General features: G+C 62.7%; 35 protein-coding genes and 1 tRNA gene. 22 read left to right on the top strand and 14 right to left on the bottom strand.

Features of this window, described 5'->3' with window-relative positions; genetic code table 11:
- Window positions 1-274 precede the first annotated feature (274 nt).
- On the bottom strand, window positions 275-1,171 hold the full coding sequence (locus tag HCZ97_RS12160; protein ID WP_368484365.1) for a LysR family transcriptional regulator: 897 nt from the start codon (window positions 1,169-1,171) through the stop codon (window positions 275-277).
- Between the two features lie 124 nt (window positions 1,172-1,295).
- Here HCZ97_RS12160 and HCZ97_RS12155 point away from each other — a divergent pair, with 124 nt between their 5' ends.
- The 3 genes from HCZ97_RS12155 to HCZ97_RS12145 all read left to right on the top strand — a co-directional run bounded on the left by HCZ97_RS12155 (window position 1,296) and on the right by HCZ97_RS12145 (window position 2,767).
- The gene (locus HCZ97_RS12155) at window positions 1,296-1,877 is read left to right on the top strand and encodes an NAD(P)H-dependent oxidoreductase (RefSeq protein WP_167688982.1); all 582 of its coding nucleotides are present in this window, start codon (window positions 1,296-1,298) and stop codon (window positions 1,875-1,877) included.
- Window positions 1,874-2,293: a DUF6220 domain-containing protein gene (locus HCZ97_RS12150; RefSeq protein WP_167688981.1), complete on the top strand. Its 420-nt coding sequence runs from the start codon at window positions 1,874-1,876 to the stop codon at window positions 2,291-2,293. Before HCZ97_RS12155 ends, HCZ97_RS12150 begins: the two co-directional genes overlap by 4 nt.
- 312 nt (window positions 2,294-2,605) lie before the next feature.
- On the top strand, window positions 2,606-2,767 hold the full coding sequence (locus HCZ97_RS12145) for a hypothetical protein (protein WP_167688980.1): 162 nt from the start codon (window positions 2,606-2,608) through the stop codon (window positions 2,765-2,767).
- A 268-nt stretch (window positions 2,768-3,035) separates the two neighbouring features.
- Here the strand turns inward: HCZ97_RS12145 and HCZ97_RS12140 are convergent, their stop codons facing one another.
- From HCZ97_RS12140 to HCZ97_RS12130, 3 genes are all read right to left on the bottom strand, one after another.
- Window positions 3,036-3,548: a DUF2267 domain-containing protein gene (locus HCZ97_RS12140; protein WP_368484364.1), complete on the bottom strand. Its 513-nt coding sequence runs from the start codon at window positions 3,546-3,548 to the stop codon at window positions 3,036-3,038.
- 314 nt (window positions 3,549-3,862) lie between these two features.
- The gene (locus HCZ97_RS12135; protein ID WP_167688979.1) at window positions 3,863-4,054 is read right to left on the bottom strand and encodes a hypothetical protein; all 192 of its coding nucleotides are present in this window, start codon (window positions 4,052-4,054) and stop codon (window positions 3,863-3,865) included.
- 347 nt (window positions 4,055-4,401) lie between these two features.
- The gene (locus HCZ97_RS12130; RefSeq protein ID WP_167688978.1) at window positions 4,402-5,136 is read right to left on the bottom strand and encodes a YafY family protein; all 735 of its coding nucleotides are present in this window, start codon (window positions 5,134-5,136) and stop codon (window positions 4,402-4,404) included.
- Between the two features lie 106 nt (window positions 5,137-5,242).
- Here HCZ97_RS12130 and HCZ97_RS12125 point away from each other — a divergent pair, with 106 nt between their 5' ends.
- The 10 genes from HCZ97_RS12125 to HCZ97_RS20745 all read left to right on the top strand — a co-directional run bounded on the left by HCZ97_RS12125 (window position 5,243) and on the right by HCZ97_RS20745 (window position 10,725).
- Window positions 5,243-5,635 (top strand): GFA family protein, encoded by a 393-nt coding sequence (locus tag HCZ97_RS12125; protein ID WP_167641872.1) that lies wholly within the window; start codon window positions 5,243-5,245, stop codon window positions 5,633-5,635.
- Window positions 5,636-5,804: 169 nt separating this feature from the next.
- A complete protein-coding gene (locus tag HCZ97_RS12120) occupies window positions 5,805-5,981 on the top strand; it encodes a hypothetical protein (RefSeq protein ID WP_167688977.1) in 177 nt (58 codons plus the stop codon).
- Between the two features lie 78 nt (window positions 5,982-6,059).
- A complete protein-coding gene (gene tnpB, locus HCZ97_RS12115; protein WP_217701774.1) occupies window positions 6,060-6,368 on the top strand; it encodes an IS66 family insertion sequence element accessory protein TnpB in 309 nt (102 codons plus the stop codon).
- Entirely contained in the window at window positions 6,365-6,898 is a 534-nt protein-coding gene (locus tag HCZ97_RS12110) for a hypothetical protein (RefSeq protein ID WP_217701773.1), read from the top strand. The genes tnpB and HCZ97_RS12110 overlap by 4 nt, the downstream gene beginning before the upstream one ends.
- Window positions 6,899-7,674: 776 nt before the next feature.
- Window positions 7,675-7,920: a hypothetical protein gene (locus HCZ97_RS12105; protein WP_167688975.1), complete on the top strand. Its 246-nt coding sequence runs from the start codon at window positions 7,675-7,677 to the stop codon at window positions 7,918-7,920.
- A gap of 1,292 nt (window positions 7,921-9,212) precedes the next feature.
- Window positions 9,213-9,419 (top strand): hypothetical protein, encoded by a 207-nt coding sequence (locus HCZ97_RS12100; protein ID WP_167688974.1) that lies wholly within the window; start codon window positions 9,213-9,215, stop codon window positions 9,417-9,419.
- Complete coding sequence (locus HCZ97_RS12095) at window positions 9,416-10,003, top strand: hypothetical protein (RefSeq protein ID WP_167688973.1); 588 nt, start codon at window positions 9,416-9,418, stop codon at window positions 10,001-10,003. The genes HCZ97_RS12100 and HCZ97_RS12095 overlap by 4 nt, the downstream gene beginning before the upstream one ends.
- The gene (locus HCZ97_RS12090; protein WP_167688972.1) at window positions 10,000-10,215 is read left to right on the top strand and encodes a hypothetical protein; all 216 of its coding nucleotides are present in this window, start codon (window positions 10,000-10,002) and stop codon (window positions 10,213-10,215) included. The genes HCZ97_RS12095 and HCZ97_RS12090 overlap by 4 nt, the downstream gene beginning before the upstream one ends.
- Window positions 10,216-10,355: 140 nt before the next feature.
- Complete coding sequence (locus HCZ97_RS12085) at window positions 10,356-10,601, top strand: hypothetical protein (RefSeq protein ID WP_167688971.1); 246 nt, start codon at window positions 10,356-10,358, stop codon at window positions 10,599-10,601.
- A complete protein-coding gene (locus HCZ97_RS20745; RefSeq protein WP_303048713.1) occupies window positions 10,594-10,725 on the top strand; it encodes a hypothetical protein in 132 nt (43 codons plus the stop codon). Before HCZ97_RS12085 ends, HCZ97_RS20745 begins: the two co-directional genes overlap by 8 nt.
- Here the strand turns inward: HCZ97_RS20745 and HCZ97_RS20840 are convergent.
- Window positions 10,722-10,880 carry a MucR family transcriptional regulator gene (locus tag HCZ97_RS20840; protein ID WP_167688970.1) on the bottom strand — a complete coding sequence of 53 codons (159 nt, stop codon included), beginning with the start codon at window positions 10,878-10,880 and terminating at the stop codon, window positions 10,722-10,724. The genes HCZ97_RS20745 and HCZ97_RS20840 overlap by 4 nt on opposite strands.
- A 28-nt stretch (window positions 10,881-10,908) precedes the next feature.
- On the opposite strand from HCZ97_RS20840, the gene HCZ97_RS12075 reads away from it, so the two are divergent.
- Both HCZ97_RS12075 and HCZ97_RS12070 read left to right on the top strand, forming a co-directional pair.
- On the top strand, window positions 10,909-11,166 hold the full coding sequence (locus HCZ97_RS12075) for a hypothetical protein (protein ID WP_167688969.1): 258 nt from the start codon (window positions 10,909-10,911) through the stop codon (window positions 11,164-11,166).
- A 15-nt stretch (window positions 11,167-11,181) separates the two neighbouring features.
- Window positions 11,182-12,420 (top strand): recombinase, encoded by a 1,239-nt coding sequence (locus tag HCZ97_RS12070; protein ID WP_167688968.1) that lies wholly within the window; start codon window positions 11,182-11,184, stop codon window positions 12,418-12,420.
- An 85-nt stretch (window positions 12,421-12,505) separates the two neighbouring features.
- Here the strand turns inward: HCZ97_RS12070 and HCZ97_RS12065 are convergent.
- Window positions 12,506-12,582 (bottom strand) — tRNA-His (locus HCZ97_RS12065).
- A gap of 144 nt (window positions 12,583-12,726) precedes the next feature.
- Between HCZ97_RS12065 and HCZ97_RS12060 the strand changes: the two genes are divergently transcribed.
- Window positions 12,727-12,927 carry a DUF6324 family protein gene (locus HCZ97_RS12060; protein ID WP_167688967.1) on the top strand — a complete coding sequence of 67 codons (201 nt, stop codon included), beginning with the start codon at window positions 12,727-12,729 and terminating at the stop codon, window positions 12,925-12,927.
- Here the strand turns inward: HCZ97_RS12060 and HCZ97_RS12055 are convergent.
- Window positions 12,924-13,379 carry an MmcB family DNA repair protein gene (locus tag HCZ97_RS12055; protein WP_167688966.1) on the bottom strand — a complete coding sequence of 152 codons (456 nt, stop codon included), beginning with the start codon at window positions 13,377-13,379 and terminating at the stop codon, window positions 12,924-12,926. The genes HCZ97_RS12060 and HCZ97_RS12055 overlap by 4 nt on opposite strands.
- A 176-nt stretch (window positions 13,380-13,555) precedes the next feature.
- On the opposite strand from HCZ97_RS12055, the gene HCZ97_RS12050 reads away from it, so the two are divergent.
- Window positions 13,556-14,851 carry a hypothetical protein gene (locus HCZ97_RS12050; RefSeq protein WP_254871502.1) on the top strand — a complete coding sequence of 432 codons (1,296 nt, stop codon included), beginning with the start codon at window positions 13,556-13,558 and terminating at the stop codon, window positions 14,849-14,851.
- Window positions 14,848-15,603 (top strand): hypothetical protein, encoded by a 756-nt coding sequence (locus tag HCZ97_RS12045; RefSeq protein ID WP_167688965.1) that lies wholly within the window; start codon window positions 14,848-14,850, stop codon window positions 15,601-15,603. The genes HCZ97_RS12050 and HCZ97_RS12045 overlap by 4 nt, the downstream gene beginning before the upstream one ends.
- A gap of 299 nt (window positions 15,604-15,902) precedes the next feature.
- On the opposite strand, the gene HCZ97_RS12040 is transcribed toward HCZ97_RS12045, so the two are convergent.
- Entirely contained in the window at window positions 15,903-16,232 is a 330-nt protein-coding gene (locus HCZ97_RS12040; protein ID WP_167688964.1) for a hypothetical protein, read from the bottom strand.
- Window positions 16,233-16,470: 238 nt separating this feature from the next.
- Here HCZ97_RS12040 and HCZ97_RS12035 point away from each other — a divergent pair, with 238 nt between their 5' ends.
- Complete coding sequence (locus HCZ97_RS12035) at window positions 16,471-17,010, top strand: hypothetical protein (protein ID WP_217701772.1); 540 nt, start codon at window positions 16,471-16,473, stop codon at window positions 17,008-17,010.
- A 3-nt stretch (window positions 17,011-17,013) separates the two neighbouring features.
- Here the strand turns inward: HCZ97_RS12035 and nusB are convergent, their stop codons facing one another.
- The 5 genes from nusB to HCZ97_RS12010 all read right to left on the bottom strand — a co-directional run bounded on the left by nusB (window position 17,014) and on the right by HCZ97_RS12010 (window position 20,556).
- Entirely contained in the window at window positions 17,014-17,511 is a 498-nt protein-coding gene (gene nusB, locus HCZ97_RS12030) for a transcription antitermination factor NusB (RefSeq protein WP_167688962.1), read from the bottom strand.
- Between the two features lie 28 nt (window positions 17,512-17,539).
- A complete protein-coding gene (locus tag HCZ97_RS12025; protein WP_167688961.1) occupies window positions 17,540-18,082 on the bottom strand; it encodes a 6,7-dimethyl-8-ribityllumazine synthase in 543 nt (180 codons plus the stop codon).
- 15 nt (window positions 18,083-18,097) lie between these two features.
- Window positions 18,098-19,228 carry a 3,4-dihydroxy-2-butanone-4-phosphate synthase gene (gene ribB / locus HCZ97_RS12020; protein WP_167688960.1) on the bottom strand — a complete coding sequence of 377 codons (1,131 nt, stop codon included), beginning with the start codon at window positions 19,226-19,228 and terminating at the stop codon, window positions 18,098-18,100.
- A gap of 153 nt (window positions 19,229-19,381) precedes the next feature.
- Window positions 19,382-19,903: a hypothetical protein gene (locus tag HCZ97_RS12015; RefSeq protein WP_167688959.1), complete on the bottom strand. Its 522-nt coding sequence runs from the start codon at window positions 19,901-19,903 to the stop codon at window positions 19,382-19,384.
- Between the two features lie 62 nt (window positions 19,904-19,965).
- Window positions 19,966-20,556: a riboflavin synthase gene (locus tag HCZ97_RS12010; RefSeq protein WP_167688958.1), complete on the bottom strand. Its 591-nt coding sequence runs from the start codon at window positions 20,554-20,556 to the stop codon at window positions 19,966-19,968.
- Window positions 20,557-20,792: 236 nt separating this feature from the next.
- On the opposite strand from HCZ97_RS12010, the gene HCZ97_RS12005 reads away from it, so the two are divergent.
- The 3 genes from HCZ97_RS12005 to HCZ97_RS11995 all read left to right on the top strand — a co-directional run bounded on the left by HCZ97_RS12005 (window position 20,793) and on the right by HCZ97_RS11995 (window position 25,363).
- Window positions 20,793-22,073, top strand: a complete 1,281-nt coding sequence (locus HCZ97_RS12005) for a capsule biosynthesis protein (protein ID WP_254871500.1) — start codon at window positions 20,793-20,795, stop codon at window positions 22,071-22,073.
- A gap of 187 nt (window positions 22,074-22,260) precedes the next feature.
- Entirely contained in the window at window positions 22,261-23,346 is a 1,086-nt protein-coding gene (locus tag HCZ97_RS12000; protein WP_167689004.1) for a polysaccharide biosynthesis/export family protein, read from the top strand.
- Between the two features lie 55 nt (window positions 23,347-23,401).
- Entirely contained in the window at window positions 23,402-25,363 is a 1,962-nt protein-coding gene (locus HCZ97_RS11995; RefSeq protein WP_368484363.1) for a capsular polysaccharide biosynthesis protein, read from the top strand.
- On the opposite strand, the gene ribD is transcribed toward HCZ97_RS11995, so the two are convergent.
- Window positions 25,360-26,493 (bottom strand): bifunctional diaminohydroxyphosphoribosylaminopyrimidine deaminase/5-amino-6-(5-phosphoribosylamino)uracil reductase RibD, encoded by a 1,134-nt coding sequence (ribD, locus tag HCZ97_RS11990; RefSeq protein WP_368484362.1) that lies wholly within the window; start codon window positions 26,491-26,493, stop codon window positions 25,360-25,362. The two genes, HCZ97_RS11995 and ribD, sit on opposite strands and share 4 nt — an antisense overlap.
- Window positions 26,494-26,517: the final 24 nt, after the last annotated feature.

Here is a 26,517-nt window from a genome sequence, read left to right as displayed (position 1 = left end):
AACATAAGCCTCCCCGCCACCAGTTTCAATGACGGCAGAGGGCTCCAAGCAGATCTGAGGCGGCGCGGCAGGCCGCTCGCCCTAGCGCGCCAGGACTGCGGACGCTGACGGCCCTCACCGGACATTCGAGCCAAGCGCGGCGAACGGCACGAAAGAGCCCAGAGTGACCGGAATCATGCCAAGGCTTCGCTGCTGGTGCATTCGTCCGCTCCCAGCCCTTCTGAAGCATTCGTGCAAGACGCAGCACGACGCCAAGCGCTTACACGATGGGCCTTCATCCGTTACCGGAGTTGATGATCTCGCCGCCTTCTGCGGCCAGGACCGCCCTGATGATCCCGGCCACATGGCCTATGCCCGGGTCATCGCTACTCCTGTCGTGCCACGCGAGATGAAGTGGGAAGCGATCGACTTCGAGCGGCGGGGCAACACCGACGAGGTCGCCCCCGTGGTGCGCCTCGAATGACTTGCGGGGCAGCATGGCGAACAGATCGGTCGTGGAGAGGATCGCAGGGACGAGCTGAAAAGACGGGACCACGAGGCCGACCTGGCGCGAAAGGCCGATGGCCCGCAGGCTATCATCGAGCGGGGTATGACGCTCGCCCCGGCCCGACACCACGATATGCCGCCATGCCAACCAGCTTTCGAGGCAGAAGCTTTCGGCCGCGGGATGTTCTTTGCGCATTGCGACAACGTAGTCCGCCTCAAACAGCGTCTCCGCTTCGATGTGATCGACCGGCCGGTCGAAGAGCGCGACGCCAAGGTCAGTCTCACCATTCGTCAGTTCCCGCGCGACGACGTCGGGGCCGAGCCATGGCTTGAAGACAATCGAGATGTTGGGTGCCGTTCGGGCCAGCTTTTCGATCAGAGGCTGCGCCAGAAGGGCCGTCGGTGCATCGGCCGCGCTGATCCGCACAACCTGTACCAGCTCGGAAAGCTCGGTCTCGGGCGGGTCGAGCAAGTGCTTTACCTGAGCCAGCACGTCACGGATCGGTCCGCGTAGCATTTCTGCCCTTGGTGTCAGCTTCATCTCGCCCCACCCCCGCTCGAGGAGAGGGTCGTCGAACAATGCGCGACAGCGTTGGAGCGCACTTGAAACGGCAGGTTGGGAGAGGTTCAGCCGCTGGGCGGCACGGCTGACATGCGCTTCTGCCAGAAGGGCATCAAGGATCACGAGGAGGTTTAGGTCGACGGCCCTTAAATTCATGGGATTGATAATATCCTATACCTGATATCTATTGGAGTAATTTTTATTGGAGCGCCATCCTGAGGTCAATCTTCATCCCAAGGAGGCAGCCATGTCCCGCACTCTCATACTTCTGTTCCACCGCGACATCGCGCAGTCGCATGCAAACCTCGCACTATGCGACCGCGTCGCCGCGCTCCCCGGAGTTGAGGTCGTCGACATGCAGAGCCTCTACCCGGACGGCGTGATCGACATGTTCACCGAGGCCGGCACCGAGGCGCAGCGCCTTCTGTCGGCTGACCGGATCGTTCTGCAATTCCCGGTGCAGTGGTATTCCACCCCCGCGCTGCTGAAGGCCTGGCAGGACAGCGTCCTCACCCGCATGTTCTACCTGTTTGCCGAGGACGAAGGCGACCGGCTGGCGGGAACACCGCTGATGGTCGCGGCCACCGCGGGGAACACCCCCGGCGCCTATGGGCGGGGCGGGGCGAACCACTTCACGATCGATGAGATCTTTACCCCGCTCAAGGCCACGACCCGTCGCTGCGGCTTGCCGTGGCACGCCCCCTACATCACGTTCGGTGCGGACAAGTTGAGCGCGGCCGAGCTGGCTGAGGCTGCCGAGGGCTATGCACATGCGCTGGACGCTTTCATCGCCGCCACGCCGGCAACGCGCGGACAAGAGGTGGCATGAGCATGACCGCGAGCAACCACGACACTTTCAGGGATCTTTCGTCCGGGACACCTGCGCCCTTCACCGTCGCCGCGCGCAGCTTGCCGGTGGTTTTGGGCCTGCAATTCCTGCTGGCCGGCCAGGCTCTCTACGGCGAGATCGGCTGGGGGGCACACGCCATCGTTGGCGGTATCATTTCACTGCCCGTTCTGGGGCTTGCCGGATACGCGCTCCTCGTGCGGCGGCTGCGGGGCTTCGCACGGTGGGCCTGTGCCCTCCTCGTGTTGTATTTGGGGCAGGTCGGTCTGGCCGCCACTGGCGGCGCGGCGCTTGCCATTCACCCCTTCAACGCCGCGCTGCTGCTCACCGCATCGCTTGTCCTGCTGTTCAAGGTCGAGCGGCGCAACGCCCGCTGCGTCAACGCCCAATCGGTGTGACCGCGGCAGGGCTGAGACAGGAATTTCGACGCATGGTAATTTTGGGCTGTTAGTATGGGGGGGCGCCACTCTCCGACCGCCGCGCAGCCGCACGATGGGTCCCAGCCCTTGGCGCCGACGGGAGAAGCGTCGCAGGAGCCGTATCTCCTGCGTCCTTGAGGCCGCGGACCCAGCCGCGCGCCCCGCAAAGCCCCCTCCGCTACCCCAAACCGGGTACCATGCTTCGGCCTGGATTGCCCGGCTCTCCGTAGGCGACTGCGCGAGCGGCATCTTCCGAAAGGGCTATAACGTGCTTTCGCACCAGGTGCGCAAATGTTCGATCATCGCGCGCAACTTTGGCGGCTGGTTCCGCCGCCCCGGCTAGAACAGGTAAAAGCCGGTGAACGGCGGCAGGTAGGCGTCAAGCAGCGCGCCCTCTCGATCGACGGCTTCCAGGGCCTAAACGGCATGCAATGGGTTCAGCGCGAGGGGTAGCGAACTGCGCATCGCCGACGTTCGGGTACAGAGATGTCGCAAGCGCGGCCAACGGCCGCTACGTCCCGCACTGCCGAGCTCGGATTGTTGGAAATGCTGCGCCGAGGCCCGAACGGCCGCTTCCGTGAATCCGCGCCGCAGCGCCCATCAAAACATCGAATGTCCGTTCAGGGCCGTTCATTACAGCCTGTGTGGCCAGGTTAGAGCGGTTCGCCGCGACGCGGAGATCGGCCGCTTTGAGCCCAGAGTGACAGATGCTGCAAAGCAGCTAGATGATCCTTTGCTCTAGCTCGGCAGGATCGGCGACATCTACTTGCCAGAAGTCGCGCGCCTCGGCCGGTAGCTTCGCTAACACTCGCTCGAAGTCTCTCCGGTTGGTGGTTCGCCGAACCGCCCATGCCGTTGCCTCAATGGCATTGTCCGGCGTTAGGTTGTGGTTCACCCTCACCGCTTTGACCTCGGAAAGGAGCTTTTCGCGGTCGTAAAATTCAGCGCGGGGTCCCGTAACATCCCAGTCGTGCACGAAAATCGCACGAAGAACGCTTGGCAGGACACTTGCGAATTCCAAACCCTCTTGAGCGTTCAAACGACGCCGAAACACCTGTAGGACCGCATCGACCGCCGTGTACGCCATGTTGTCGGACTCAAGGGACATGCGCTCTTTCACATCATCGAGGAAGGCGCGCCATTCCTTGGAAGCGTGTCGATATGTCCATGGCATTGGCATGGGTAGCTGGTTCCCTGCTACGGCATCGTTTCCCACACAGATATCGAAATTCAAGAGATTTGTCGAATAAACGAATGTCCGCTTCGTCCCGCAAAACCTCGCAGTCGCAGCGAACGACCGGAACGGCGGACCGTGCCGCAACGTAAACCTCACCTGGTTGCTTCAAACGGCCGAGTTTGCAAATGGCGCTATCTGCGCTTCGCTGACCTTGAAACAAGGCGCGGCACCCTCAGGGCCAGCTGAGCAGCCTTGAAGGTCCGCTAACGGGAACCCCTTCGCGCTTGCAGCAGAGACATCGCCGCGCCCTGCATGAATGTCGCGTTTGGGCTGGCAGCCGAACTAAGCCACGGCTAGGGGAGAAGCACCTGTCATACTGGAGGCTGAGCCTGTTGTTTGCGAACCGCCGACTTCATCGCCTCTGCGACACGATCAAGGTCTTTTTTAAGTTCCACGATCTGGGAGTCAATTTCGGCCTCACTTAGGCTTGCGGTGCCAAGGCGATCTCGAGCCGGGATTAAAACTGCTCCGTGGACGTCAATTTCATAGTCGAACCATTCCATGGCGTATTCCTCACTCAAGAGATGTGGGGCCGCACCGTGCCTCCAAAGGCACCCCGTAGTCAACATGATAGGGTCGTTCATTGGCGGTAGCCAACTGGTCAAATCCGAACGACTGCTTGCGTCCCGCAATGCGGACCTCGGGATCCTAGACCTTGCTGCGCGGTGCCATGAAGGTCCGGTATTGGGAAGCCGCGCTGCGGCAACGGTGATCCTGGCCAAGGTCGGCTTTGGGCCGTTCATGACAGCCCTGTGTGGCCAGGTTAGAGCGGTTCGCCGCGACGCGGAGATCGGCCGCTTTGAGCCCACCTTGACTGATGCTGCGCAACGCACGAATGTCGGCTTTTGAGTTACTCGGTTTCAAGGCCGCGCTGAAAACCTTGATCCAAAGCCACAAAATTCTCCCGCTCAAGGTCCATCGCACACCGCCACCGGGTCCGCAGCGCCCGTGCATTCTCCGGTATCCGCTGTTCCAATGGCTCCGCCGAAATCATGCGCTCGGTGCGAAAGTAACGAAACCCGCCGCGAAACTCGCACCACGCGGCCAGAATACGGCCCTCATCCCTATAGCCCAGGAGGACAGGCCAAACCACACGACTGGTATGCGTGCAGTTTCCGTCACGATAGACCAGTGCCAGCTTTCTATGGGCACGGATGGTATTTCGCAGCAGTGCGGCATCCACTGTCTCTGCAGTCGGGCTTACCGGGGCGATGCTGGTTGCAGGTTCCAATACATGCCCGCGCAACCGTTCAGGCACCATCACCTCGATCTTAGCCAACAGGTTGAGCGCAGCTTTTGCCAAGTCTGGCTCCCCCCGGCTGGCAACCCAATGCGCGCCCAAAACAGCGGCATCCAACTCGTCCGAGGTCAGCATCAACGGCGGCATGTCAAAGCCTCTTTCAAGAACATATCCGATACCAGCCTCACCACGGATCGGGACATCTTGCGCCGTCAAGGCCGCGATATCGCGATATACCGAGCGCTTCGACGACCCTAGTTCCTGCGCGATCTTTTCAGCAGAGACAGGGCCACTCACGCGCCGCAGCAGTTGAACAATCTCAAACAGGCGCTCTGCCTTGCGCATGATCACACCCCTTCGCCTTATGCTGCCACTATGCTGTCAGCATGCCATATTTATCGCGCTCAGAAAACATGACAGGACGGTGCTTTAAACAGAAAGTGAGACCACCATGATTAAAGGAAGTTGCTGCTGCCAAGCCGTTCAATTTGAGCTGGCAAACCCACCTTCATTTGTCGGAACTTGCCACTGCTCGCGGTGCCGAAAAGTTGGCGCAAGTGCGATTGCATTTGTCAAAGGCGAAGACGTGAAATGGATATCAGGCAAAGACTGCGTGCAGGTGTTCGAGCCGGTTGCGCCCTACATCTACCCGCGCTGCTTCTGCAAAATCTGTGGCACGTCCTTGGGTGAGATTTTATCGGCTGAAGACAGTTTTCCAATTGCCGCGAACACTCTGGATGGCGATCTGGACCTTGTGAATCAATTACACGAATTCGTTGGCGAAAAACCCTCATGGTATGAAATCTGCGATGATGCACCCCAGAATGTCGGGCATCCTGAGTAAGTATTTGCGGACACTCAAACCATAGTGATGAATGCCTGCTTTGTCCCGCTGAGCCGCCGTTCGTCCAGGGCGCAGCGAATGTCGGCTTCCCGCCCTTTCGAACCAGCTCTCGGCCTGGCGCCGCCAGGCAAAGCACGGACAGTTGGTTCTCCCCGCCGAGGAGATCGGCGTGCTGGTCTGCATGGCGCTGATCGTTTGCGACCCGGCCGAAAGGAACGAGCCGACGAGCGCGACGCCCGAGCTGATCTGGATCATCAGGGGAGCGATGCAGATCGGGCTGTCGCCCAACACGCAGGCGGATCGGATCGCCGCGATCGTGCATGCTCTGGAAGCACCGACATGCTGATGCCACCCCAAGGCGTCCGCATCCTGGTGGCGACGAAGCCCCCTCTCGGGCGCCTGCGGCGCATGCCCCTGCCGGGCAGTGGGTAGATTTCGTTTGGGACGTGATGGCCCGGCCGCCCCAGTTCAGTCGACCCTGGCCGAGGATCCGTTCACCGGGACGGTCGTTGTTTTCCGGGCGAAGCGCGCGGACCGAATGAAGATCCTGTTCCGGCACGGCAGCGTCCTCGTTATGGGTTGCAAGCAGCTGGAAGAGAGCGCCTTCACCTGGCCCGCGATCCGGGATCGGGCAATGACGCTGAACCGCGCCCAGTTCGAGGCGCTGTTCGCCGGGCTGGATCGGCGGCGGGTGCGGTCCCTGGGGACGCGCCGCCCGGCTGTGGCAGAATGACTCAGGAGCGGGAAGCCTGCCTGCCGGGGACGGGAGCAGGGTATCATCCCGCCATATCCAGCGCCCCATCCGTCGACCTGTCGGCCATCCCGGAAGACGAACGCGAAGCTGTTCTGGCCGCGTTGCGTGAGCGCGATGCACTCAGGGAAGCCAACAAGCGCCTCGAGCATCTCGTCACCGAGCTCAACCAGTTCGTGCATGGCAAGAAGTCCGAGAGGCTCAGCGAGGACGATCGGCAGATGGCGCTCGAGGATCCGGAAACTGCCTTCGCCGAGGTAGAGGCACAGCAAACCGAAGTGGCCCCGGCCTCATCCGGACCGCGACGAACCAAGACCGCCCGGCGAAACCGAGGCGATCTGCCCGAGGGACTTCCCCGGATTGAGCAGGTGATCGAGCCGGCCAGCCTGGAGTGTCCGTGCGGCTGCGGCTCGATGCACCGGATCGGCGTCGTGTTGGAAGCTAACCTCTGGCGAGACGACCGGAGCGGGAGGCTGGAAATCGTACCGGCCCAGCTCCGCGTCATCCTCTAACCAGCAGCACATGCCTGCATGTGCGAGAGGGTGACGGTCCGGTCTAAGTATGCCTGTCGTGCCTGCGCCGAAGGGATCACCCAAGCTCCGGCCCCCGCCCACCTGATCGAGGGCGCGCTACCGACTGAGGGCGCCATCGCGCGTGTACTCGTCACCAAGTTCGCCGACCATCTATCTCAAGGCGACGCTTGAGGCGATCGCGGCAGGCCTTCCTGCGCACCGGTTCGACGAGCTCCTGCCGTGAAACTCAAGCCGGCAAGCTGAACTCCGCGGGGGCGCAGACGCCGCTTACGAACGTCCGCATGATGAGCTCAAACAGAGCTTTCAAAGCGTGAGCACTCAACCAAATTGGTTCATTCTGAAATTCTGAAATTTCCCCAGCAATAACAACTGCATAGTAGCAACCCACTCTTCCCGCGTGCCTATAAAAAGGGTCTAGTGGGTCTCAGTCAGAGAGGCCGGAAACGATCCGGTCTGGGGCACTACATACCGGACCCGACACGAGGCCAGCGAAGCCGCCGGGCGAGGTGTGTCCAATAGAAACTGAGGTTCAATAATTGAACCTGACACCAACGAAATGGAAGAGAAAGACATCATCGCCAGCGCAATCGCTGATCTCGCCTTAACCTCTAAGGCCAGCATGCGGGGTGCAATGTAGTGCGGCTACCGTTACCACCTCGTCAGCCTTGACCTGACCAGCTGGACCGATGCCCAGTTGATTGAGATGCGGGACGCGGTGCTTGCCGAAATGGAACGCCGCGCCGAGGAGGTGGCCCTTGCTGCTGCCGGTTAATCCCCGCCCCTCCGACGAAACCCGGGCGCTAGTCGCCCGGGTCCAGCGGGAACGCGAGGCGGCTTTCGCCGCCTCCGACCCCGAGCCCACATCCGGAGCCAAGCCCGGCTGGGCCAAGCGGGCCAGCCGCAAGGCCCCCTTCGTGCCCGAGCGGGACAAGCCCGGGACCCGGTTCGCCGCGCCCGTGCCCCGCGGCCAGGGGCCCGCGAAACGCTGGTCCACGCGCTAAGCGCGTGGGTCTGCCCAGGCATCTGCCTCCGCCCACGTCACGGACGTGAGCCCCAGGGTTCCAATGTTTCCGCGTGAGGCGGATTTTGGGACTTTTTTCGAGATACACGCGACTGCCTCCGCGTGTGTGCCCCGCCTGCGTGTCGCCTGCACGTAGGCATTTCGTCGACTGCGGCGGGGTCGGGGTCGGGAGCAAAATCGCCTCCTGAGCCCGCCTCGCCGATTTTTTGAGGAAAGAAGCTGTAAAGAAGAAGAGAAATGCAACCGGAGCGAGAAATATCGCAGATCCGAGGAAAATCCAATGAAATCAGATATTTGCGATCCAAAGCCCGTATCAGGGCCATTTGGGGCGGTTCTAGGGTCTGGTTCAGGTTCGAACCGTTTTGGTGGGCTCCGGATCGGGTTCGGCCAGCAATACGCCCTCGTGGCGCACGCCCCAAAACCCATCTAAGTAACTGTTTTTATTGATAAAAATGGCTATTTTTCCTATTTTCTTTTTCTTCTTTCTCTCAAAGACCAAGCCTCAAGATGAAAAAAAGATGATCTAAGGAGAAGTTAGAAACAGTGGTGCCCTACAAGAACTTACTAGCCCCGCGAGAAATTCTAATTTCGCGAAATCCTATTATTCTTATAAAAGAAAAACAGGATGTAGCGCACCACGCTTTTGCGATCCCGCCCCCTCCCCTGGGCTTCGTGAGACGTGAGACGGGAACCGCCGTCCCCCCTTTCCTAGACCCGAGTTTCTGAGGCTCGCTCACAGTGGTGCTCGGCCCTGAGGAACCCACTTCGCGAAGTGGGACTACACATTCCCCGCTCCAATCACCCATTGTAGGCGACGCTCGACACCCTCGTCGAAACCGGAGAAGTACAATGGATCCAGTGAAAGCCCTCAAAGACCTGAAGACCTGCCTGACCGACGTGCTCGCCCCCCTACGCGAACCCGACGCTGTTCGTCTCGACCTTGGACAGCGAGCGGCCGCACATCATCCGGTAGAACGTCGAGAACATCCACGAGACCTTCGCCGAGGTCTACGAAACCACCCTGGCCCACATCCGGACCCTGCCCGATACGCAGACCCTCGAGTTGATGACCTTCCGCGCCAAACCGGCCGAGGCCTACACAACCGCCCCTGTGGGGTTCGACCTGGCCCCGGCACAAGCGCCCCTCGCAAAAATCGACGCACAGAGCGCCATCTCCCCCACTCAGCACCCCTACCCCATAAAATCCCGACTTGCCCCTCTGCGCCTCAATTCTCGAGCTCTTGGAGGGTATTCTGTCCGATGGATTACCCCATGACGATCCAGAACCTCTTCTCAAGGGCGACTTTGCACTCCCAACTCCAGCCAGGCAATCGGCGTGTGATCCGGGTCAAGCTAGCGGATCAGGTCGACAATACCGACCCCCTCCGCTTCATGAAGCTGAACCGCTTCACCCACAACGCTCTGCGCAAGCGCCACGCGGGCGTCAAAGAGCGGCTACTGCAGGACCTGGGCCAATGAAGCTGACCACTCTCGCAAAGCGGCTCGCCGAGCGTTCGGGTGAGCCTCTCCTCGAGCAGATCGCGCTCGGGAATAAGCCGCTTGAGGATCTCGGGCCTGACTGCCTCCCCTGGACGGGAACCTCCAGAGGGAACAGCAATACTCCCAGAGCAACGAAGCGTCGAGGGCGGGACAACCTCCCTTATCTCGAAATTCGCTCCGACCTCCCGGTCGGTGTCATCCAGTACAACGGCAAAGAGCATCGGGTCCCCCGCCTGCTTATCCAGCTGACCCAACAGCCGTCGGTCGAGTTCCGGCTGCAGCAGACTTGCTCGACGCCTCTCTGTGTCAACCCGCACCACTTCGAAGTCATCCAGCTGAACCGCGAGGTGCCCCAGCACGATCCAGAAGGCGTTCCGGACTTCTCTTTCGGAACGACGGACGAGGTCACAGTGGAGGAGGTCGAAGAACTGGTCGAGATTCTGCTCGACGAACACATGCCGGCCACCTGGACGGATGTGATCTCCAATACCCTCATGGAGGACCTGCCGCCGGAGATGATCCGCGACGTCCTCAAATCCCTGAACAAGGAGCATCTGACATGAACGACCAAGACCTGGTCCTCGGCGCCTTCCATCACGTCACAGGCGTGTCGGTGGTCGAAGGCTGTATTTCGATCCTCGACGATCGAAGAAACACCAAAGGATGTTTCGTGAACGCCCCAGAATTACCACCTGACGTTCTCGCTCAACGAGCGGAACCAGCACCAGGCGCGCGCTGTGCTCGCGGCTGGGATGCACATCGCCGCCATCACTGACCGCCCCGAGGGCACACTCTTCGGATACCCTGTGATCGACGGTGATGAGCACGACCTCCGGTTCCTGGACCCGACGCCCTGCGTCGTAGGCCTGAAGCCGAAGGGTTCTCTTGTCAAAGCCCAGAAAAAGGACCTGATATATGAAACGACCGATAGCCCCGGAGCGCTCGCCGCATGAGGCGATACTCGTCTGTGGGATGGAGGCCGTCGACGCCTACGAAGGTGGCGAGAGGCGGTTCTCCGAGCTGAACCGGATCGGCGCCGTCCGGTGTGAGAGTTTCCAGAGCCGCGAGGCTCTGGAGGCGTTCCTACTCGGGGTGCAGATCGCCACAGACTGGCTCGACACGGTGGTCACCACCGAGATTGAGGGCGTACCTCATGGATGACCTATTCGCTTCCCTGGAAGAGGTCATCCGAAGCACGGTGCCCCACCATGGTCAGCAGCACGCGCTCCTGCTCCAGCTAGATGCGCTGAAGAAGATGTTGCGGGAGTTCCAGCGGGTCCATTAATGCCCGAGGCCTGAGTCCTGCGCGATCTGGCTCCGCTTCTCGGAGAAGTTCTTGGTCACGAAGGGGTAGTCATCAAGTAGGCCCCACCTCTCGAGGTACTCTTCAGGGGACATCCCGAACCGCGACTTCAGGTAGCGCTTCAGCAGCCCCGACATCACGACCCGCCCCCGCAGGGCTGGTTCGATGCGTGATTTCGCGACAGTCGAAACGGCCTGTGGGGACATCTCCTGGGCGGCCCAGTTCCTAGGCATGAGCAAGCGCCGGTTCAGCGACCGGCGCCGCAACCTGGAGGCTGAGGGGTTCCCCAAGCGAGACCCCCTCCTCAACATCTACATCAAGGCCGACGTCGAAGCCTGGCTCGAGAACCGCCGCACGGTACCTGAGGCCGCGCCTCCTGAACCAGCGGTAGAGCCGATGGTCATCGACTTCAATGAGCTCTGATCACGGAGGACACCGATGAAATTCAAGGACGCCCTATGGGACGGGTCCGACCCGGACTACGCGCCGGGGAGGACCCGCTCGAAGAACCTGTTCTACTGGAAACCCCCAGCCCAAGCCGTAAAGGAGGGCTACCCAGGGAAGCGAGAGCGACTTGTAGGCGAAGACGGTGACGGCCGGGACCAAGAGCGCGCGCGACGCTGCCGCGAGCTGACCCGGGAGGTGTACGAGTTCTTCAACCCGGCAGGCCGGGAACCTATCACCGGGACCTGGGCCTGGCTGATCGAGCGCTATCGTTCCGACCGCTTCAGCCCGATCCACAAGGTGAAGGCCAACACCCGTGAGAGCTATCTGATCTACATAGGCAAGCTCGAGAAGGCTATCGGCCCGTCGATGATCTCTGGAACCAACTACGAGGTGCTCTGTCAGCTGCGCGACGGGATGCTCGACCGCGGCCGCACGCCCTCTTACGTGAAGAAGATCTTCACGCACCTGCGGATCGTGGCGAACTACGGCTCGCTGATCGAGAACGAGGCCGCTGCGCGAGTCGCCCAGACCCTCGCCGGCATGCGGATCGAGTCTGCGCCGAAGAAGTCGAAGGCCCCGACCCAGGAGCAGATCCGCGCGATTGTCGACAAGGCCGATGAGCAAGGCCTCTTCGCCTTCGCGACCGGGCTGCTCTTCCAGTGGGTCTTCGCCCTACGGGCGGTCGATGTTCGCGGGCAGTGGCTGGAGTGTTCCCCCGACGAGGCAGGCATCGTCCGCGAACTGGCCCGCAACCGACGTCAGATGCACCTGCCCCAAACCTACGAGCGGTGGCAGGACGGCCTGACCTGGGAAATGTTCGAGGACGACCTGTCGGGTTTCCGGAAGACGATCTCGAAGACGCGGAAGTCGATGCCCGAACCGCTCTTCTTCGACATGACCTACGCCCCGGAGCTGCAGCACCGACTGCGGATCCTAGGCTCGCAGAACCGAGCTGGCCCCGTGATTGTCGGGGAACGGACGGGGATGCCTTACACACGCGATGGTTGGACGCAGGCGTTCATCCGCTGCCGGCGCGCTGCCGGTATTTCAGAGGAGGTGAAGATGATGGACACCCGGGCCGGCGCCCTCAGCGAAGCAAGTTCGCTAGGCATCGATCCGACGATTCTGCGCGATGCCGCAGGCCACCAGAACGTGGCGACAACGGACCGCTACCTGAGGAATCGGGAGAAGAATATCGCGTCCGTGGTCCAGCTGCGCAGCAGGCGGTGAGCAAGGTTGGAAAGTTCACTTTCCAACCACTTTCCAACCGCCTGTGTCGACCGACCGAAAACGACTGCTAAGTGTCTGATTTTATTGGTACCGCCTCCCCGGTTTGAACGGGGGACCTCTGGATCCACAATCCAGCGCTCTAACCAACTGAGCTAAGGCGGCACGTGGGGGGTGACTTACCGATGCCTCCGGGCGAATGCAAGTCCCTCTTGACGGAAAAATGACAGCCAGCCGCCGGGTCATCCTGGGTCTTGAAAAATCTGGCGCTGCCCTGTAGCGGATGCCGATCAATCCGGGAGCAGTGCCATGGGAATCGACACAGAACGCGATATCGAAGCAAATCTCCAGATCGGCCCGACCGACGCCGGTATGGTCCGCCTTTTCATCGAGGCAGGCAGTATGGAGATTCCGATGGATTTCGATCCCGAGGAAGCCGAAGAAATCGCCGAGGAAATCCTTGCCGCGGTTCAGGCTGCGCGCAGTGCACGCGGCAAGAAGCGGCGCTAAAGCCGCGGATCGCGCCAGCCTTGCAGGCGGCGCGCTGAATCACGTGCGAACTTGAGCGTCATGCTCTTGCGGCGGGCTCCGGCGAGCTTGCTTTCTTCCGGCATGCGCAGGATCTCTCCGCCATAGGCGTCGCAGATGATCAGCCCGGTTTCCTCTGGCAGCAGCTCCAGCGGAAAATCCGCCCCCACCGCCCAGAAAAAGCGATCGCACCACTCCAGGTAGCCCTGCCACTTGCTGTCAGAGGTGAAATCCACCCGCGAACTCTTGCACTCAATGCACCAGAGCTCTCCCTTGGGACCAAGGGCCAGCACGTCCATGCGCTTGCCGCGCTCGGGCACGAATTCCTCCAGGCAGGCGAAGTCGTGACTGGCCAGCATGCGACAGGTGCCGCGGGCAAGAAGCTGGCCGGGTTGGGGATCTGCGGGGTCGGGAGCAAGCGGTGTAATGGGCATCCGGGCATTCTGAACAATACGTGAACAAGTGCAAGTACCATGGTGCCGGCACGGAAAACACCTATCTATCGGGACAATGCCGCGCCTCTGGCCCGGCGGAACGCTGTGGGGAGAAGACCTTGACCGATGATCAGAAGCGCACCGAAGGCCCGACGTCCGGCGCGCGTAACGCCCGCATGGCCCGCGAGCTGGAATCACACCTGGCCTTCCTGGATACCTTCACGGGCGCCGCGCTTGGCGTGCTCTCGGTCGCCTCGGGCATCTATACCTACCTCGGCGTTTCTTCCCTGCTGGATGGCGACGGGGCGATGCAGGCCTTCGCCGCGATCGCCTATTCTGTCGCGGTTTCCACCGGGATCTTCGTGTTCTGGTCCTACATGATGCGGCTCTTTCCAGCCATGCGCACCGCGCGGTCGCGCGCCGGCCTGCTGGGCGCGATGGGGCTGGGATCCCTCGCGATCATCGCCATGTCTTCCTGGCTGAACGCCGCCGCCCTTGCCGGGGCTGCCGCCGTCGAACAGCACCTGGCCGAAACTGTCCAAGACTACCAGGCTGCCCTTGAGCGATCGCATGAGATCGCGCTTTCGGCACAGGGACTTGAGCGTGACGTTGCCCGCGCGCAGCAAAGCTTTGCGGATCTCAGCGAACAGGAAGCGGACGGTGGCCTTTCGGGCTTTGCAGGCCGGGGAGCGGTTTTCCGGGTCCTGCGCCAGAAAAGCCAGGAGCTTTCCGCGCTTCAGGAGCAGATCGCGCAACAGGGCCCGCTGGTCGATGCCGCCTTCACAGAAGGCAATGCGCTTCTGAGCGAGATGCGCGCCCTCACGGTCGAACCCGGCCCGGTGCAGGCACGCTCCGTCGAATTCAGTGAAAAGGCCGTGCGCCTGGCCGGCATCGTGGCAGAACTGCGTCAGCTGTCCGTGGCGCCTCTGGTGGCCAGGGCCGCCCAGGACCTTTCGGCCTCTGTCGTCCTGCCGGAACTTGACGGAACCAACGAAGCGATGCGCGGGGCCCAGGGCGCAACCATCACCTCCGTCCTGAATGTTCTGGCGCAGCGCGCCACCACGCTGGAGGCCGCCGCGCAGGAGGTCGTTCAGATGGAGCCCGCAGCGGAGGTCGAATACACCCCAGTGTCTGCCGCTGACGCCGTGATTCTTTATGCGGGCAACTTCGTTCCTTCCTGGGCAGGCGCCATCGCGATCGACCTGCTTCCGGCCGTGCTGGTCCTGATCCTGGCCGTCACCCATGGCGCCATCCGCGCCGGCCGGGATGGCGCGCCCATCGAGGATCGCATGACGATCGCAGAGCTGCGCGCGGCCCTTGCGGCGGCCCGGGATGTTGACGCGGCGCTAATCGCGGGCCGTCAGACCGCACAGGCCCCGGACCTTTCCACCGATCATGCACAGCGCCCCTCTGCCAGAGCCGAACAGGTGCCTGAGACGGCGCAAGGAGCACCCAGCGGAGCGCCGAAATGAGCGCGCCCCGTGAAGAAGGCCGCAGCATCCGGCGCATCATGGCCGGTGTCCTGGTGTTCCAGCTGGGACTTTGCGCCTTGCTCTTCCTCGGTGATCTCGGAAAGGGCTTCTCCCTGCCCTCCCGTGGCCCTTCAGCGCCCGGCTTCGACCTGCCCGTCAGCCCTGGGGATCAGACCCGCCGCTATGACCCGTCGGAGCTGCCCAACACTGGCCCTGGCCCGTCCGGCCCCATGCCTGACCGCCTGGTCCTGGAAGAGCGCGACGGCGGCTGGCGTTTGACCGGACGCATCGCGGAAGGTGATGCAGAGCGTATTGCCGCCCGCATCGAGACCCGCCAATCGGCAGAGGCTCCGCCGCAGGACATCTGGCTGAATTCACCGGGCGGCTCTGTCGGGGATGCCCTGGCGCTTGGGCGTGTCATTCGCGACGCCGGGCTCACGACGCGCATGGGCAGCAAGGATGTCTGCCTGTCCGCTTGCCCCTACCTTTTCGCGGCCGGCGTGAGCCGCATCGCGGATGAAGATGCCCGGATCGGCGTCCATCAGCACTATTTCGGAGAGAACACGCTGCTGCCTGCCTTCACTGCCGTCAAAAGCATCCAGGAAGGACAGGGCATGGTCATGAACTACCTGTCAGAAATGGGCGTAGATCCAATGCTGATGAGCCACGGCCTGCTGACACCGCCGGACCAGATCTACCTGCTCACCCAAGAGGAACTGACCCGCTATACTCTTGTAACAGAGGGCGCCTGAAGCCCGGCCAGGATTGGCGCTGAGCGGAAGAACAAGCAGGCTGAGCGCCGCGAAAGCTGAACCGATTACCATTCCGGCGACAAGGCGCTGAATGGCTGGATGGAAAATTCTGCCAATTCGGTGGTCACGCCCCTTGCTCCACCGGGTGCGAAGCCCTAGGTGAAGCAGTGGCGGGTGCTGCCCTTCTCGTGAACGGTTACATTCCGGTGGCCTTAAGCAAATCCGAGGGAGCTGGCTCTGTCCGGGCCGTGGTCCGGTTACCTGGCGCCCACCTGTATATACAGGTCCTCGGGAATGCGTTAACCAAACGGTTGCGTGCGGGCCCGCCGCTTTTCTTTCGACTTCGACTCGACCCGGATGGGCATCAGTTGATGCGTCATCTGGCGCAGGCCACCGCGCGGCGTTCCGTCGTCACGCATGGCCATGATCGCGATGGCGAATTGCACGCCCCCGAAAACGATGCCGTTGAAAAAGAAGATCATGAAGGCCGCAAGAGGGCCGTCACGCGTTTCCAGCACAAGGTGCTTCAGGCCAGCGACGTCGAAGCCTACCAGCGCGGCAGTGAAGCCCGCTGAGATGGCGAAACCAATGGCAACTTGGATGATATAGAGTCGGATGAGCTTCGGCATGGCGGCCTCCGGAATCTGCATACCCGCCTAAGATAGTGCAGAAAGGGGCCAAAGTCATCGGCCTCCCCGGCTTTTGGGCAGCGACGCGGCGTCGCGCCCCGCCTCTTGCGTGCTTGACCCTGCCCGCCCGCATCCCCAGTCTGACCCGCACCGATGCGAAGGAGATAGCTTGGCCCATCTGATCCCCCCTGTCATGAGAACCTTGGCCGCTTGCGCCCTCATGTGCCCCGCGGTGGCCTTGGCCCAGTCCTGCCCGCAGACGCCGGTCAACGACGCGCCGCTGCGCCTGACACGTGCGGACCCTTTCATGCAGATCGACTACACAAGTACCGCCGAAGGCCTGCGCGAAGACAGGACAATGGAAGTGCGTGGACTGACGCGTGACAGCACGACCCTCTACGCTCACCCCCTGGTCCCTGCCCGCCTGACATCGGACCAGACGAAGATCACCATGCGGTACGATGCCCCGCTGCAGGGTATCGAAACGCTGGATCGGGACAAGAAATGGGAAAGCGGCTACACGGTGTCTTCAGACGGGGAAGAGCTCTTCAAAGGCCGCTTCACGCTGAGCTACAAACGCAGCGCGAATGTCGTCATCGGCGAGTGCCGCTACAACGTCTGGGTGGTCGAGGCGCGGATGTATCGCCCCGAACTCTACAGCAACTTTGAACAGCTCTATGCGCCGAAACTTGGCATCGTTCTGGGATCCGTTGCGAAGAATGCAGAGGATACGCCGGTTTCAGGCGTCTTCTTCGATCACATTGAACGGGGCCTGTGAGGCTTAGAAAGCTTCCGGCCGGGCTTCGCGCGCCATGTGGTCCAGGACGGCGTTGACGAACTTCGGCTCCTTGGTTTCCGGGAAGAACGCCTGAGCCACACCTACGTATTCGACGATCACGACCTTGGGCGGGGCATCGCCTTCCAGAAGCTCTGCACCCGCGGCCCGGAAGAGCGCCCGCAGCGTCGGATCGATCCGCGCGATCGGCCATTTCGCCACCAGGGCCCGGTCCGTCATCTGGTCGATCTTGACCTGCCAGTTCACGGCGCCCTTCATGACATCACGGAAAAGCGTAACGTCACCCTCGGTGTATTCACCCTCTTCGTAGGTCGCGCCGAAACGGTGATCTTCGAATTCCGCAATTACACGTTCGACCGTCTGGCCCGAGGCTTCCATCTGGAACAGCGCCTGAACCGCGTAAAGACGCGAAGCCGAGCGCATCTTGCGCTTCTGGTTGCCCGAAAGGGGCGCGGGCTCGGGGGTCTGGGTGTCTTCGCTCATCGGAGGCCTATCGGATCTGGAGGGTGCCTCAGGCGGAGGGTTCTCCCCCGGCAAGGCCAAACTCGTCTGCGGCAGGACGGAATCCAACGCCGCTTTTCGGAGCGCCCCATTTGCGCGAAAGCGCGAGAAGATGCAAGGCCGCAGCCGCCGCGCCGCCACCTTTGTTCTGATCGGCCACCCTGGCGCGCACCAGGGCCTGGTCCCGGTTCTCGACCGTCAGGATCCCGTTGCCGATGCAAAAGCCCTGGAGCCCCAGCAGCGTCAGCCCGCGTGAGCTGTCGTTGCAGACGGTGTCGTAATGGGTCGTCTCGCCCCGGATGACACAGCCAAGCGCCACGTAGGCGTCGTAATCCGCCATCCGACCCGCGATGGAGATCGCAGAGGGGATTTCCAGCGCGCCCGGCACTTCGACCAGGTCATGTACTGCGCCCCAGGCCTCGATTTCGGCCTTGGCACCGGCGATCATCTCGTCGGCAACGTCCTTGTAATAGGGCGCGACGACGATCAGCACCTTGGTGGCTTTTTCCACCTTGCCGCGCGGCAAGCTGTAATGAAGTTCATTTCCGGCCATGGTTGCCTCCGCGCCTCAGTTTCCAATCCGGCGGGTGCCGGTGATTTCCAGCCCATAGGCTTCCAGCCCCACCACGTTGGGCTTGGGCGAATTGGTCAGCAGCACCAGCTTGTGCAGCCCGAGCGAGGACAGGATCTGCGCCCCCAGCCCGTATTGGCGCAGCGTGTGGGGGGACACATCGTCTTCCGTGGCAAGCTTCATATGCAGGTCGCGCAGCAGAACGACCACGCCCCGGCCCTCCTCGGCGACCACGTTCATGGCATCGCGGAACTCGTCGGCGCGGCCATCCGGCCCGGCACCCACGACATCCTTAAGGGGATCCAGCGCATGCATGCGCACCAGCACCGGCTCATCGGTCGTGATGTCGCCCTTGGTCAGCACGATGTGTTCCGCACCCTGGGTCTCATCCACGTAGATCTTGAGCGCCCATTCACCGCCGAACTCGGACACCAGCGCAGATTCCTTTTCCACCTTGACCAGGTTGTCATGGCGACGGCGGTAGGAAATCAGGTCAGAGATCGTCCCGATCTTCAGCCCATGTTTCTGCGCAAAGGCAATCAGCTCCGGCAGGCGCGACATGGAGCCATCGTCGTTCATGATCTCGCAGATCACGCCGGAGGGGTTCAGACCGGCCAGCCGGGACACATCCACGGCCGCTTCAGTATGGCCAGCACGCACCAGAACGCCGCCCTCGCGGGCGCGCAAAGGGAAGACGTGGCCTGGCGTGGCGATATCCTGGGCACCCTTGCCCGCGTCGATGGCCACAGCCACGGTGCGCGCACGGTCATGGGCAGAGATCCCGGTGGAAACCCCTTCGCGCGCCTCGATGGAAACCGTGAAGTTGGTCTCATGGCGCGACGAGTTCTGAGAGGACATTAGCGGCAGACCCAGCTGGTCGACACGATCGCCCGTCAGGGAAAGGCAGATCAGGCCCCGGCCGTGGGTCGCCATGAAGTTGATCGCCTCTGGCGTGGCCATCTGCGCGGGAATCACCAGATCCCCTTCGTTTTCGCGATCCTCGTGATCCACCAGGATGAACATCCGGCCATTGCGCGCATCCTCGATGATCTCCTCGACAGAGGAGATGGCATCGGACCAGCTTTCCTCGACCGGGCCGGGCTGTTCGTATGTGGTGCTGTTGGACATGGGCAGATCCTCAATTTGCGGCAGCAGATACCGCAGCCGGACAAGGAAAGCGAGTCTCGCGGTACCTGCATTAACGGACACGGCCTGTGCAGGGGACGCAAGAGCCCCGTCCCCGTCAGCCGCGAGGGCGCATCAATTGCGACCTTGGGATGTTCAGCCGAACAGGCGGTCCGATGTCAGTACTCCACCAAGGCGACCTGCCGCAGCCCATTCCCCCTCCAGCGCGTGACCGATCACCGCAACAAGCCCAGCCGCGGGTAAGCGCCCCTGTGCCTGAGACAAGGCGTCGCGCATTCGGGGAAAGCTGGCCAGAAGCGGCGGCGCGGCAAAGGCGGCATCCAGGTTCTCGACGCAATCCATCAGCGCTTCGGGCACGAGCGGTGGCATGGCAAGACCGATACGCCTGACATGCCGCAGCCGGGCCAGCCGGGCTGCCACGTGATCAGGGGGCGGTGCCGCGTTGGAATAGACCTGCATCGCGTTGGAAGAAATCAGATAGGCGCTGACATCGCGCCCCGAACTGGCACGGATCGCCGCATAGTCACGATAGCTCAGCCCCAGCTCCTTCGCGCGCGCCATCCGCAAGCGCACGATTTCGACGGGCAACCGGGCAGACTGGTGCTGGGCCTGCGCCCGTTTCCAGGCATGGATCCGCCAGCTACGCCCGTCATCCATCGACGGGCCTTTGTTATGGCCGATGCCGCAAAGCGGGGCATCGCCATATCCCGGTTCCACGCTCAGGAAGCGCTCGACTGAAGGCGGGCGACGTAACGCGCCATCGTGTCGACCTCCAGGTTGATCGCATCGCCGGTCTTCACGTCACCCCAGGTGGTCACGACCTTGGTATGCGGGATCAGGTTCACGCCGAAGACGTTCCCGTCCACCTCGTTCACGGTAAGAGAGGTGCCGTTCAGAGCAACGGAACCCTTCGGCGCGATGAATTTCGACAGGGCTTCAGGTGCGCGGAAGAGAACGCGCGTGCTATCGCCTTCCTGCTCCATGGAGACGACCTCGGCCACGCCATCGACATGGCCCGAAACGATATGACCGCCCAGCTCATCACCGACCTTCAGGGCGCGCTCCAGATTGATCCGGCGCCCTTCGCCCCATTCATCAAGGTTGGTCTTGGAAAGCGTCTCTGCACTGACTTCCACGGCGAACCAGTCCTCGCCCAGTTCGATCACCGTCAGGCAGACACCGTTGCAGCAGATGGAGGCGCCCAGATCGATACCGTCAACGTCATAGCTGCACTGGATTTCCGCGCGCAGATCGCCCTGTTGCTCAAGGCGGCGGACGATGCCGATATCGGTGACAATTCCGGTGAACATGGGCAGGCCCCCTGGCAGCAAGATCTTTCCCTTCGGGGTACCGCCATTGCCCACGAGCCGCAAGCGGGCTTTACCTTTTGGCAGGATCCGATAGGACATAGTGATCCATTCTCGCGGCAGTTGACGCAGGAAGGTGAGCACGCCTGCGATCAGACATGACCGGCCAGGTGTGCTTGGACATGCGGAACGACCGCCACGGCGGTCAGGGCCGTGTTGGGGGGAGAAAGGCAGGGCCCTTGGACGAAAAGCGCGTTTTCCTGTTCCTGCAGGGACCTCATGGCCCCTATTTCCAGCAACTTGCCGCCATGATGCGCACTGCCGGGGCGGACTGCTGGCGCGTGGGCTTCAATGCAGGCGATGCCTTCTTCTGGCGCGACAAGGCAGGCTACATTCCTTTCGATTATGGCCTTGAGAAATGGGGAAACCGGTTCGACCAGATCGTCGCTGACAAGGCGGTGACCGATATCGTCCTCTACGGCGATGCCCGCCCGATCCATGCAGAGGCTATCGCCCGCGCCCACATCCACGGCCTGACGATACACGTGTTCGAGGAAGGCTACCTGAGGCCCTATTGGATCAGTTACGAGCGCGGCGGTTCCAACGGCCATTCGCGGCTCATGCAGATGAGCGTGGAGGAGATGCGGGATGTCCTTGCCAAGTCGCCAGTGGAACCCCCAGTGTCCCCGGCCCGCTGGGGCGACATGCGCCAGCACATCTTCTACGGCGCGCTCTACCATTTCTTCGTGATGTTCAACAATCGTGCCTACGCGAACTTCACCCCGCATCGCGGCGTGCCCGTGGCAAGAGAATTCCTGGGCTACCTCAAGGGCTTGCTGTTGATGCCGGTGACCAGTGCGGAGCGGCGGATCGCCTCGCGCAGGATCCGCCTGGGGCGGTTCCCCTATCATATCGCGCTGCTTCAGCTGGAACATGACAGTTCCTTCCAGACCCATTCCCCCTTCGCCACCATGGCCGATTTTCTGGAGGAGGTTCTGCAGGCTTTCGCGGAAGGCGCGCCCAGGCACCACCACCTTGTCATCAAGGCGCATCCCCTCGACGATGGTAATATCGGGCTTCGCCGCCAAATCCGGGCGCTGGCAGAGCGGTACGACCTGAAGGGCCGCGTGCACTTCCTGCGTGGCGGCAAACTGGCAGAGCTGCTGGCCGATACGCGCACCGCGGTCACGGTGAACTCCACCGCCGGGCAACAGGCGCTTTACCGGGGCATCCCCCTGCGCAGTTTCGGCAAGGCCGTCTACAACAAGCCGGAGTTCGTCTCGTCCCAGCCGCTGGCAGAATTCTTCGCCGGAGCCATCCGTCCGGACCGCCAGGCCTACGGCGATTATCGGCGCTACCTGCTGGAAACCAGCCAGGTCGCGGGCGGCTTCTATTCGGCGCGGGCAAGACGCCAGCTGCTGCGCCAGATCGTCGACATGATGCTGGCACCTGAAGACCCCTATGAGGCTCTGAAATCAGGCACCGCGGCCCCACGGCAACAGTTGAGAATCGTTCCCTGATAGGTGATCTTTCACAGGCTGGTGTTTCCATCGCGCCTCTGCCATCGTCTTACCTAATAGTCTGAATCCCGTGACTTTACCGGATAGCCCAGGCGTCAATGACGCAGTTTCATTGCACCCAGGCGCGAGGAGGCCAACCTTGAAGATGAAGACCATTCGCATCGCACGCCCAATTGCCCCGATCGCGATGGCATGTCTCCTGTCTTCCTGCTCCACCCTGCCCCAGGTCGGCCCCAACAAGTCGCAGATCTTTTCAGGATCCGTACAGGAACAGGGCGATGCCTATGTGGTCCCGGTCGATGCCCGCATTGCGCGGATCACCGATACCCATCAGGCGCTTGGTTTCTCCAGCAGCTTCCGGAATGCCGGTGTGCTTGGCTCGGACACCATCCGTGCCGGCGATGTGCTGGGCCTGACGATCTGGGAAAACGTGGATGACGGGCTGCTGGCCAACGAAGGCCTGAATGCAACCCAGCTTTCCTCCGTTCAGGTGGATGGCGACGGCTTCATCTTCGTCCCCTACGCCGGTCGGATCCGCGCCGCGGGCAATACGCCGGAAGCGATCCGCAGGATCATCACCGAAAAGCTTCAGGAGCAGACCCCGGACCCACAGGTAGAGGTGCGGCGCGAGGCTGGCGATGGCGCGACCGTGACGGTGATCGGCGCTGTTGGCGGTCAGGGCGTTTTCCCCATCCAGCGCCCGACCAGGACCCTGTCCGCGATGATTGCCGCGGCGGGCGGGATCGCCATCCCGCCAGAGACCGCGATCGTCACCGTTCTGCGTGGCAGCCAACGTTCGCAAATCCGCTACGAGGATATCTTCAAATCCGCCAGCAACGATATCGCGGTGCGGGACGGCGACCGGATCATGGTGCAGCAGGACGAGCGCGAATTCACCATCCTTGGTGCCATCGGCAGCCAGTCCATCAAGCGGTTCGAAAGCCCCGATCTTTCCGCGATCGAGGCGCTGGCCCAAGCAGGCGGCCTGCGCACGATCACCTCTGACCCGACGGGCATCTTCGTTCTGCGCTCGGAATCCGAGGGCATCACGAGCTCTGTTCTTGGTCGCGCCGTGAGCGGCCCGCAGAAGGTCATCTACCTGCTGAACCTGACGGAGCCCAACGGCATGTTCACGGCCCGGGACTTCAAGATTCGGGACGGCGACCTGATCTACGTCACCGAAGCGCCTTTCACTCAGTGGGACAAGGCTGTTTCCGCGCTCTTCGGATCGCTGGATTCAGCGGCCGCGTCGGTCTCCACTCTGTCTCCGTAGGTCGGCTATGGGCCGTGACTCCGGCAAGAGGCCGGGAGCGCCGCAAAGGATCTGCGTGCGCACCTCTGGTTTCCTGGTGCAGCGCCGCCTTCGCCGGATCCTGCACCTTGCCGGCTACAGGATTTCCATCGGCCGCCCCGCCCCAGGCGACCTGGTCGCGGTCTGGGGGCATTCCCGGCATGCTGCCCGTGGGGAACGCCTGGCCGCCCGTCATGGTGCCGGACTGCTGCGGGTCGAGGATGCTTTCCTGCGCTCGCTCTTTCCCGGCCGCGCTTACACTGGTGCGAAGGACGCGCCCATCGGTCTGACAATCACCCGGCAGGGCTGCCATTTCGACGCGAGCTGCCCCTCGGACCTCGAAACGCTTCTGAGGGAACACCCGCTGGATGACCCCGCCCTTCTTACCCGGGCAGAGGGCCTCATCGCGCGGATGAAAGAGGCACATCTGACGAAGTATGCCGCCGTGGATCCCGGCCTGCCCCTGCCCGAACCGGGCTACGTTCTGGTCGTCGATCAGGTCCGGGGCGACGCCTCTGTGCGGCTAGGGAGCGCTGATGCAGAGACCTTCCGGCGCATGCTTGCCGCCGCGCGCGCCGAACATCCCGATCGGCACATCCTGATCCGCACGCACCCCGAAACGGCCCAGAACCTGCGAAAAGGCCATTTCACCGAGGCCGATACGGCCCCCGGTGTGACGCTCTTTACCGCAGCGGCAAGCCCTTGGGACATGTTGGAAAAGGCCCATGCGGTCTACACCGTTTCCTCCCAGTTGGGGTTCGAGGCCATCCTTGCCGGTCACCGTCCTGAAACCTTCGGCATTCCTTTCTACGCCGGTTGGGGTCTGAGCAATGATCGCCATCCGGACATGCCGGACCGCCGCCCCCGCCAGCTTTCCTCTGTTCAACTGGCCGCCGCAGCCCTGCTTCTCTACCCCACTTGGTACGATCCCCTGCGCGACCGCCTTTGCCCGGCCGAAGACGCAGCAGAAGCGCTTGCAACACGGGCCCGCGCCTGGCGCGAGGATCACGAAGGCTGGAGCGGTGAGAATATCCGCCTTTGGAAACGCGGCCATTTTCAGCGCTTCTTCGGCCGGTACCGCCGGCTGACCTTCACCGCTGCCAAGGGGCGCAAGACCCTGCATTGGGGGGCCACGCAGGAAGACCAACAGGTGACCCGGGTCGAGGATGGCCTGCTGCGGTCCCGTGGCCTTGGCGCACAGCTGGTCCCGCCCCTGTCGCTGGTGCTGGACGACCTCGGGATCTACTACGATCCGACCCAGGAAAGCCGCTTCGAAAGACTTGTCGCGCAGCGCATCCACCTTCGCCCGGATCAAGAAACCCGTGCCCGGGGCCTGATCCGCAAATTGAAGGAGCTCGGGCTTAGCAAGTACAACATCGGCGGTGCGCCCGTGCCCTTGCCTGACGGGCATCGCATCCTGGTGCCAGGCCAGGTGGAGGATGATGCCTCCGTTCAGCTTGGGGCCGGCGCGCTACGCACAAATGCCGCCCTTCTGCGCCATGTGCGCCAGCAGAACCCGGGCGCGATCCTGCTTTACAAACCGCATCCTGACGTAGAGGCCGGCCTGCGACCCGGTGCCCTGACAGATGAGGGTTTCGCGGATCTCGTCCTGCGCGACACGGACCCGGCGCTCTTGCTTGATCAGGTGGATGAGGTCTGGACCATGACCTCCGGCCTTGGGTTCGAAGCCCTCGTTCGCGGCATTCCGGTCACCACGACCGGGCGCCCCTTCTATGCCGGCTGGGGCCTGACCCGCGACCTTGGAGAGGCCATGCCGCGGCGCGCCGCGAAACACGGCACCGTGACCCTTGAAGGGCTGGTTCACGCGATGCTGATCGACTATCCGCGCTACCTTGATCCGGTCAGCGGCCAGCCTTGCACCGTGGAGGTCGCAGTGGAGCGCCTTGAAAGCGGAAAGACAGGCAGGCCCCGACCAGGGCTGCGGATGCTGGCGAAGGCCCAGGGGCTCTTCGCCTCCTGGCCCGGTCTTTGGCGTTAATTGTCAGGCCGCTTCCAGCGCGTCATGACATCCTTGCCGACCTGACGGCTTTCAACCAGGGTCAGCCGCGGCGCTTCCGCCAGTCGATCGATGCCAAGCGCCCCGATGCCCGGCCGTCCTTCCGCGCCCAGCAAGAGGCCGGCGGACATAACGACCAACTCGTCTACAAGATCCGCGCCCAGAAGCGTCGCGGCCAGCGCGCCACCCCCTTCGCAGAAGACCCGCGTCAGCCCGGCAGCCCCAAGCGCCTGCAGGACCGAAGCGATGTCCAGCTGGCGACCCGAAACCTCACAGGACAGCAGCTTTGCGCCCAGCCCCTGCCATGCGTCCACAAGTGCGTGATCCGCATCCTTGCCGTGACAGATCCAGACCGGGATGTCCTTCGCTGTGCGGGCAAGCTGACCCATCAGCGGCAGATCCAGGCGCCGGGACACCACGACCCGAACCGGCTGGCGGGTAACGCCCAGCCCCCGCACGGTTAGCGACGGATCGTCGATCCGGGCTGTGCCGGCACCGACCATGACGGCATCATGGCGGGCCCGCATGGCATGGACATCGCGGCGCGCTTCCGGCCCGGTGATCCACTGGCTTTCGCCGGTCGCCGTGGCGATCCGCCCGTCCAGGCTGAGCGCCAGCTTCAGCGTGACAAAGGGGCGGCCATGTGCCTGTCTCAGGAAAAATCCGGCGTGATCCTTGGCCGCCTCGGACGCCAGCATGCCTGTCGAGACTTCGATCCCCGCAGCCCGCAACCTGTCAAACCCCTTGCCCTCGACCCGCGGATCGAGATCCTCAAGGGGGGCGACCACGCGCGCAACGCCGGCCTCTATCAGCGCCTCGGCGCAGGGCGGTGTCTTTCCGTGATGCGCGCAGGGTTCAAGGCTGACATAGGCGGTTGACCCACGCGCGGCAGAACCGGCCTGCGCAAGGGCCACAACCTCGGCGTGGGGACGGCCTCCGGGTTGGGTCCAGCCCCGCCCGACAACGCGCCCCTCGCGGACGATAACGCAGCCCACGGCCGGGTTCGGCCAGGTCTGTCCCTGCCCACGACGCCCGAGTGACAGCGCCATGGCCAGGAAGCGTTCATCCTCGGATCGGTTAAGGGTCCCGCTACGCACCGTACCGCTACTCACTTGCTGCGCCAGTCCCTGCCACGG

The organism is Pseudooceanicola sp. HF7, assembly GCF_011806405.1.
Classification (GTDB): Bacteria; Pseudomonadota; Alphaproteobacteria; order Rhodobacterales; family Rhodobacteraceae; genus Pseudooceanicola.
This window is presented reverse-complemented; position numbering and strand designations above follow the sequence as displayed.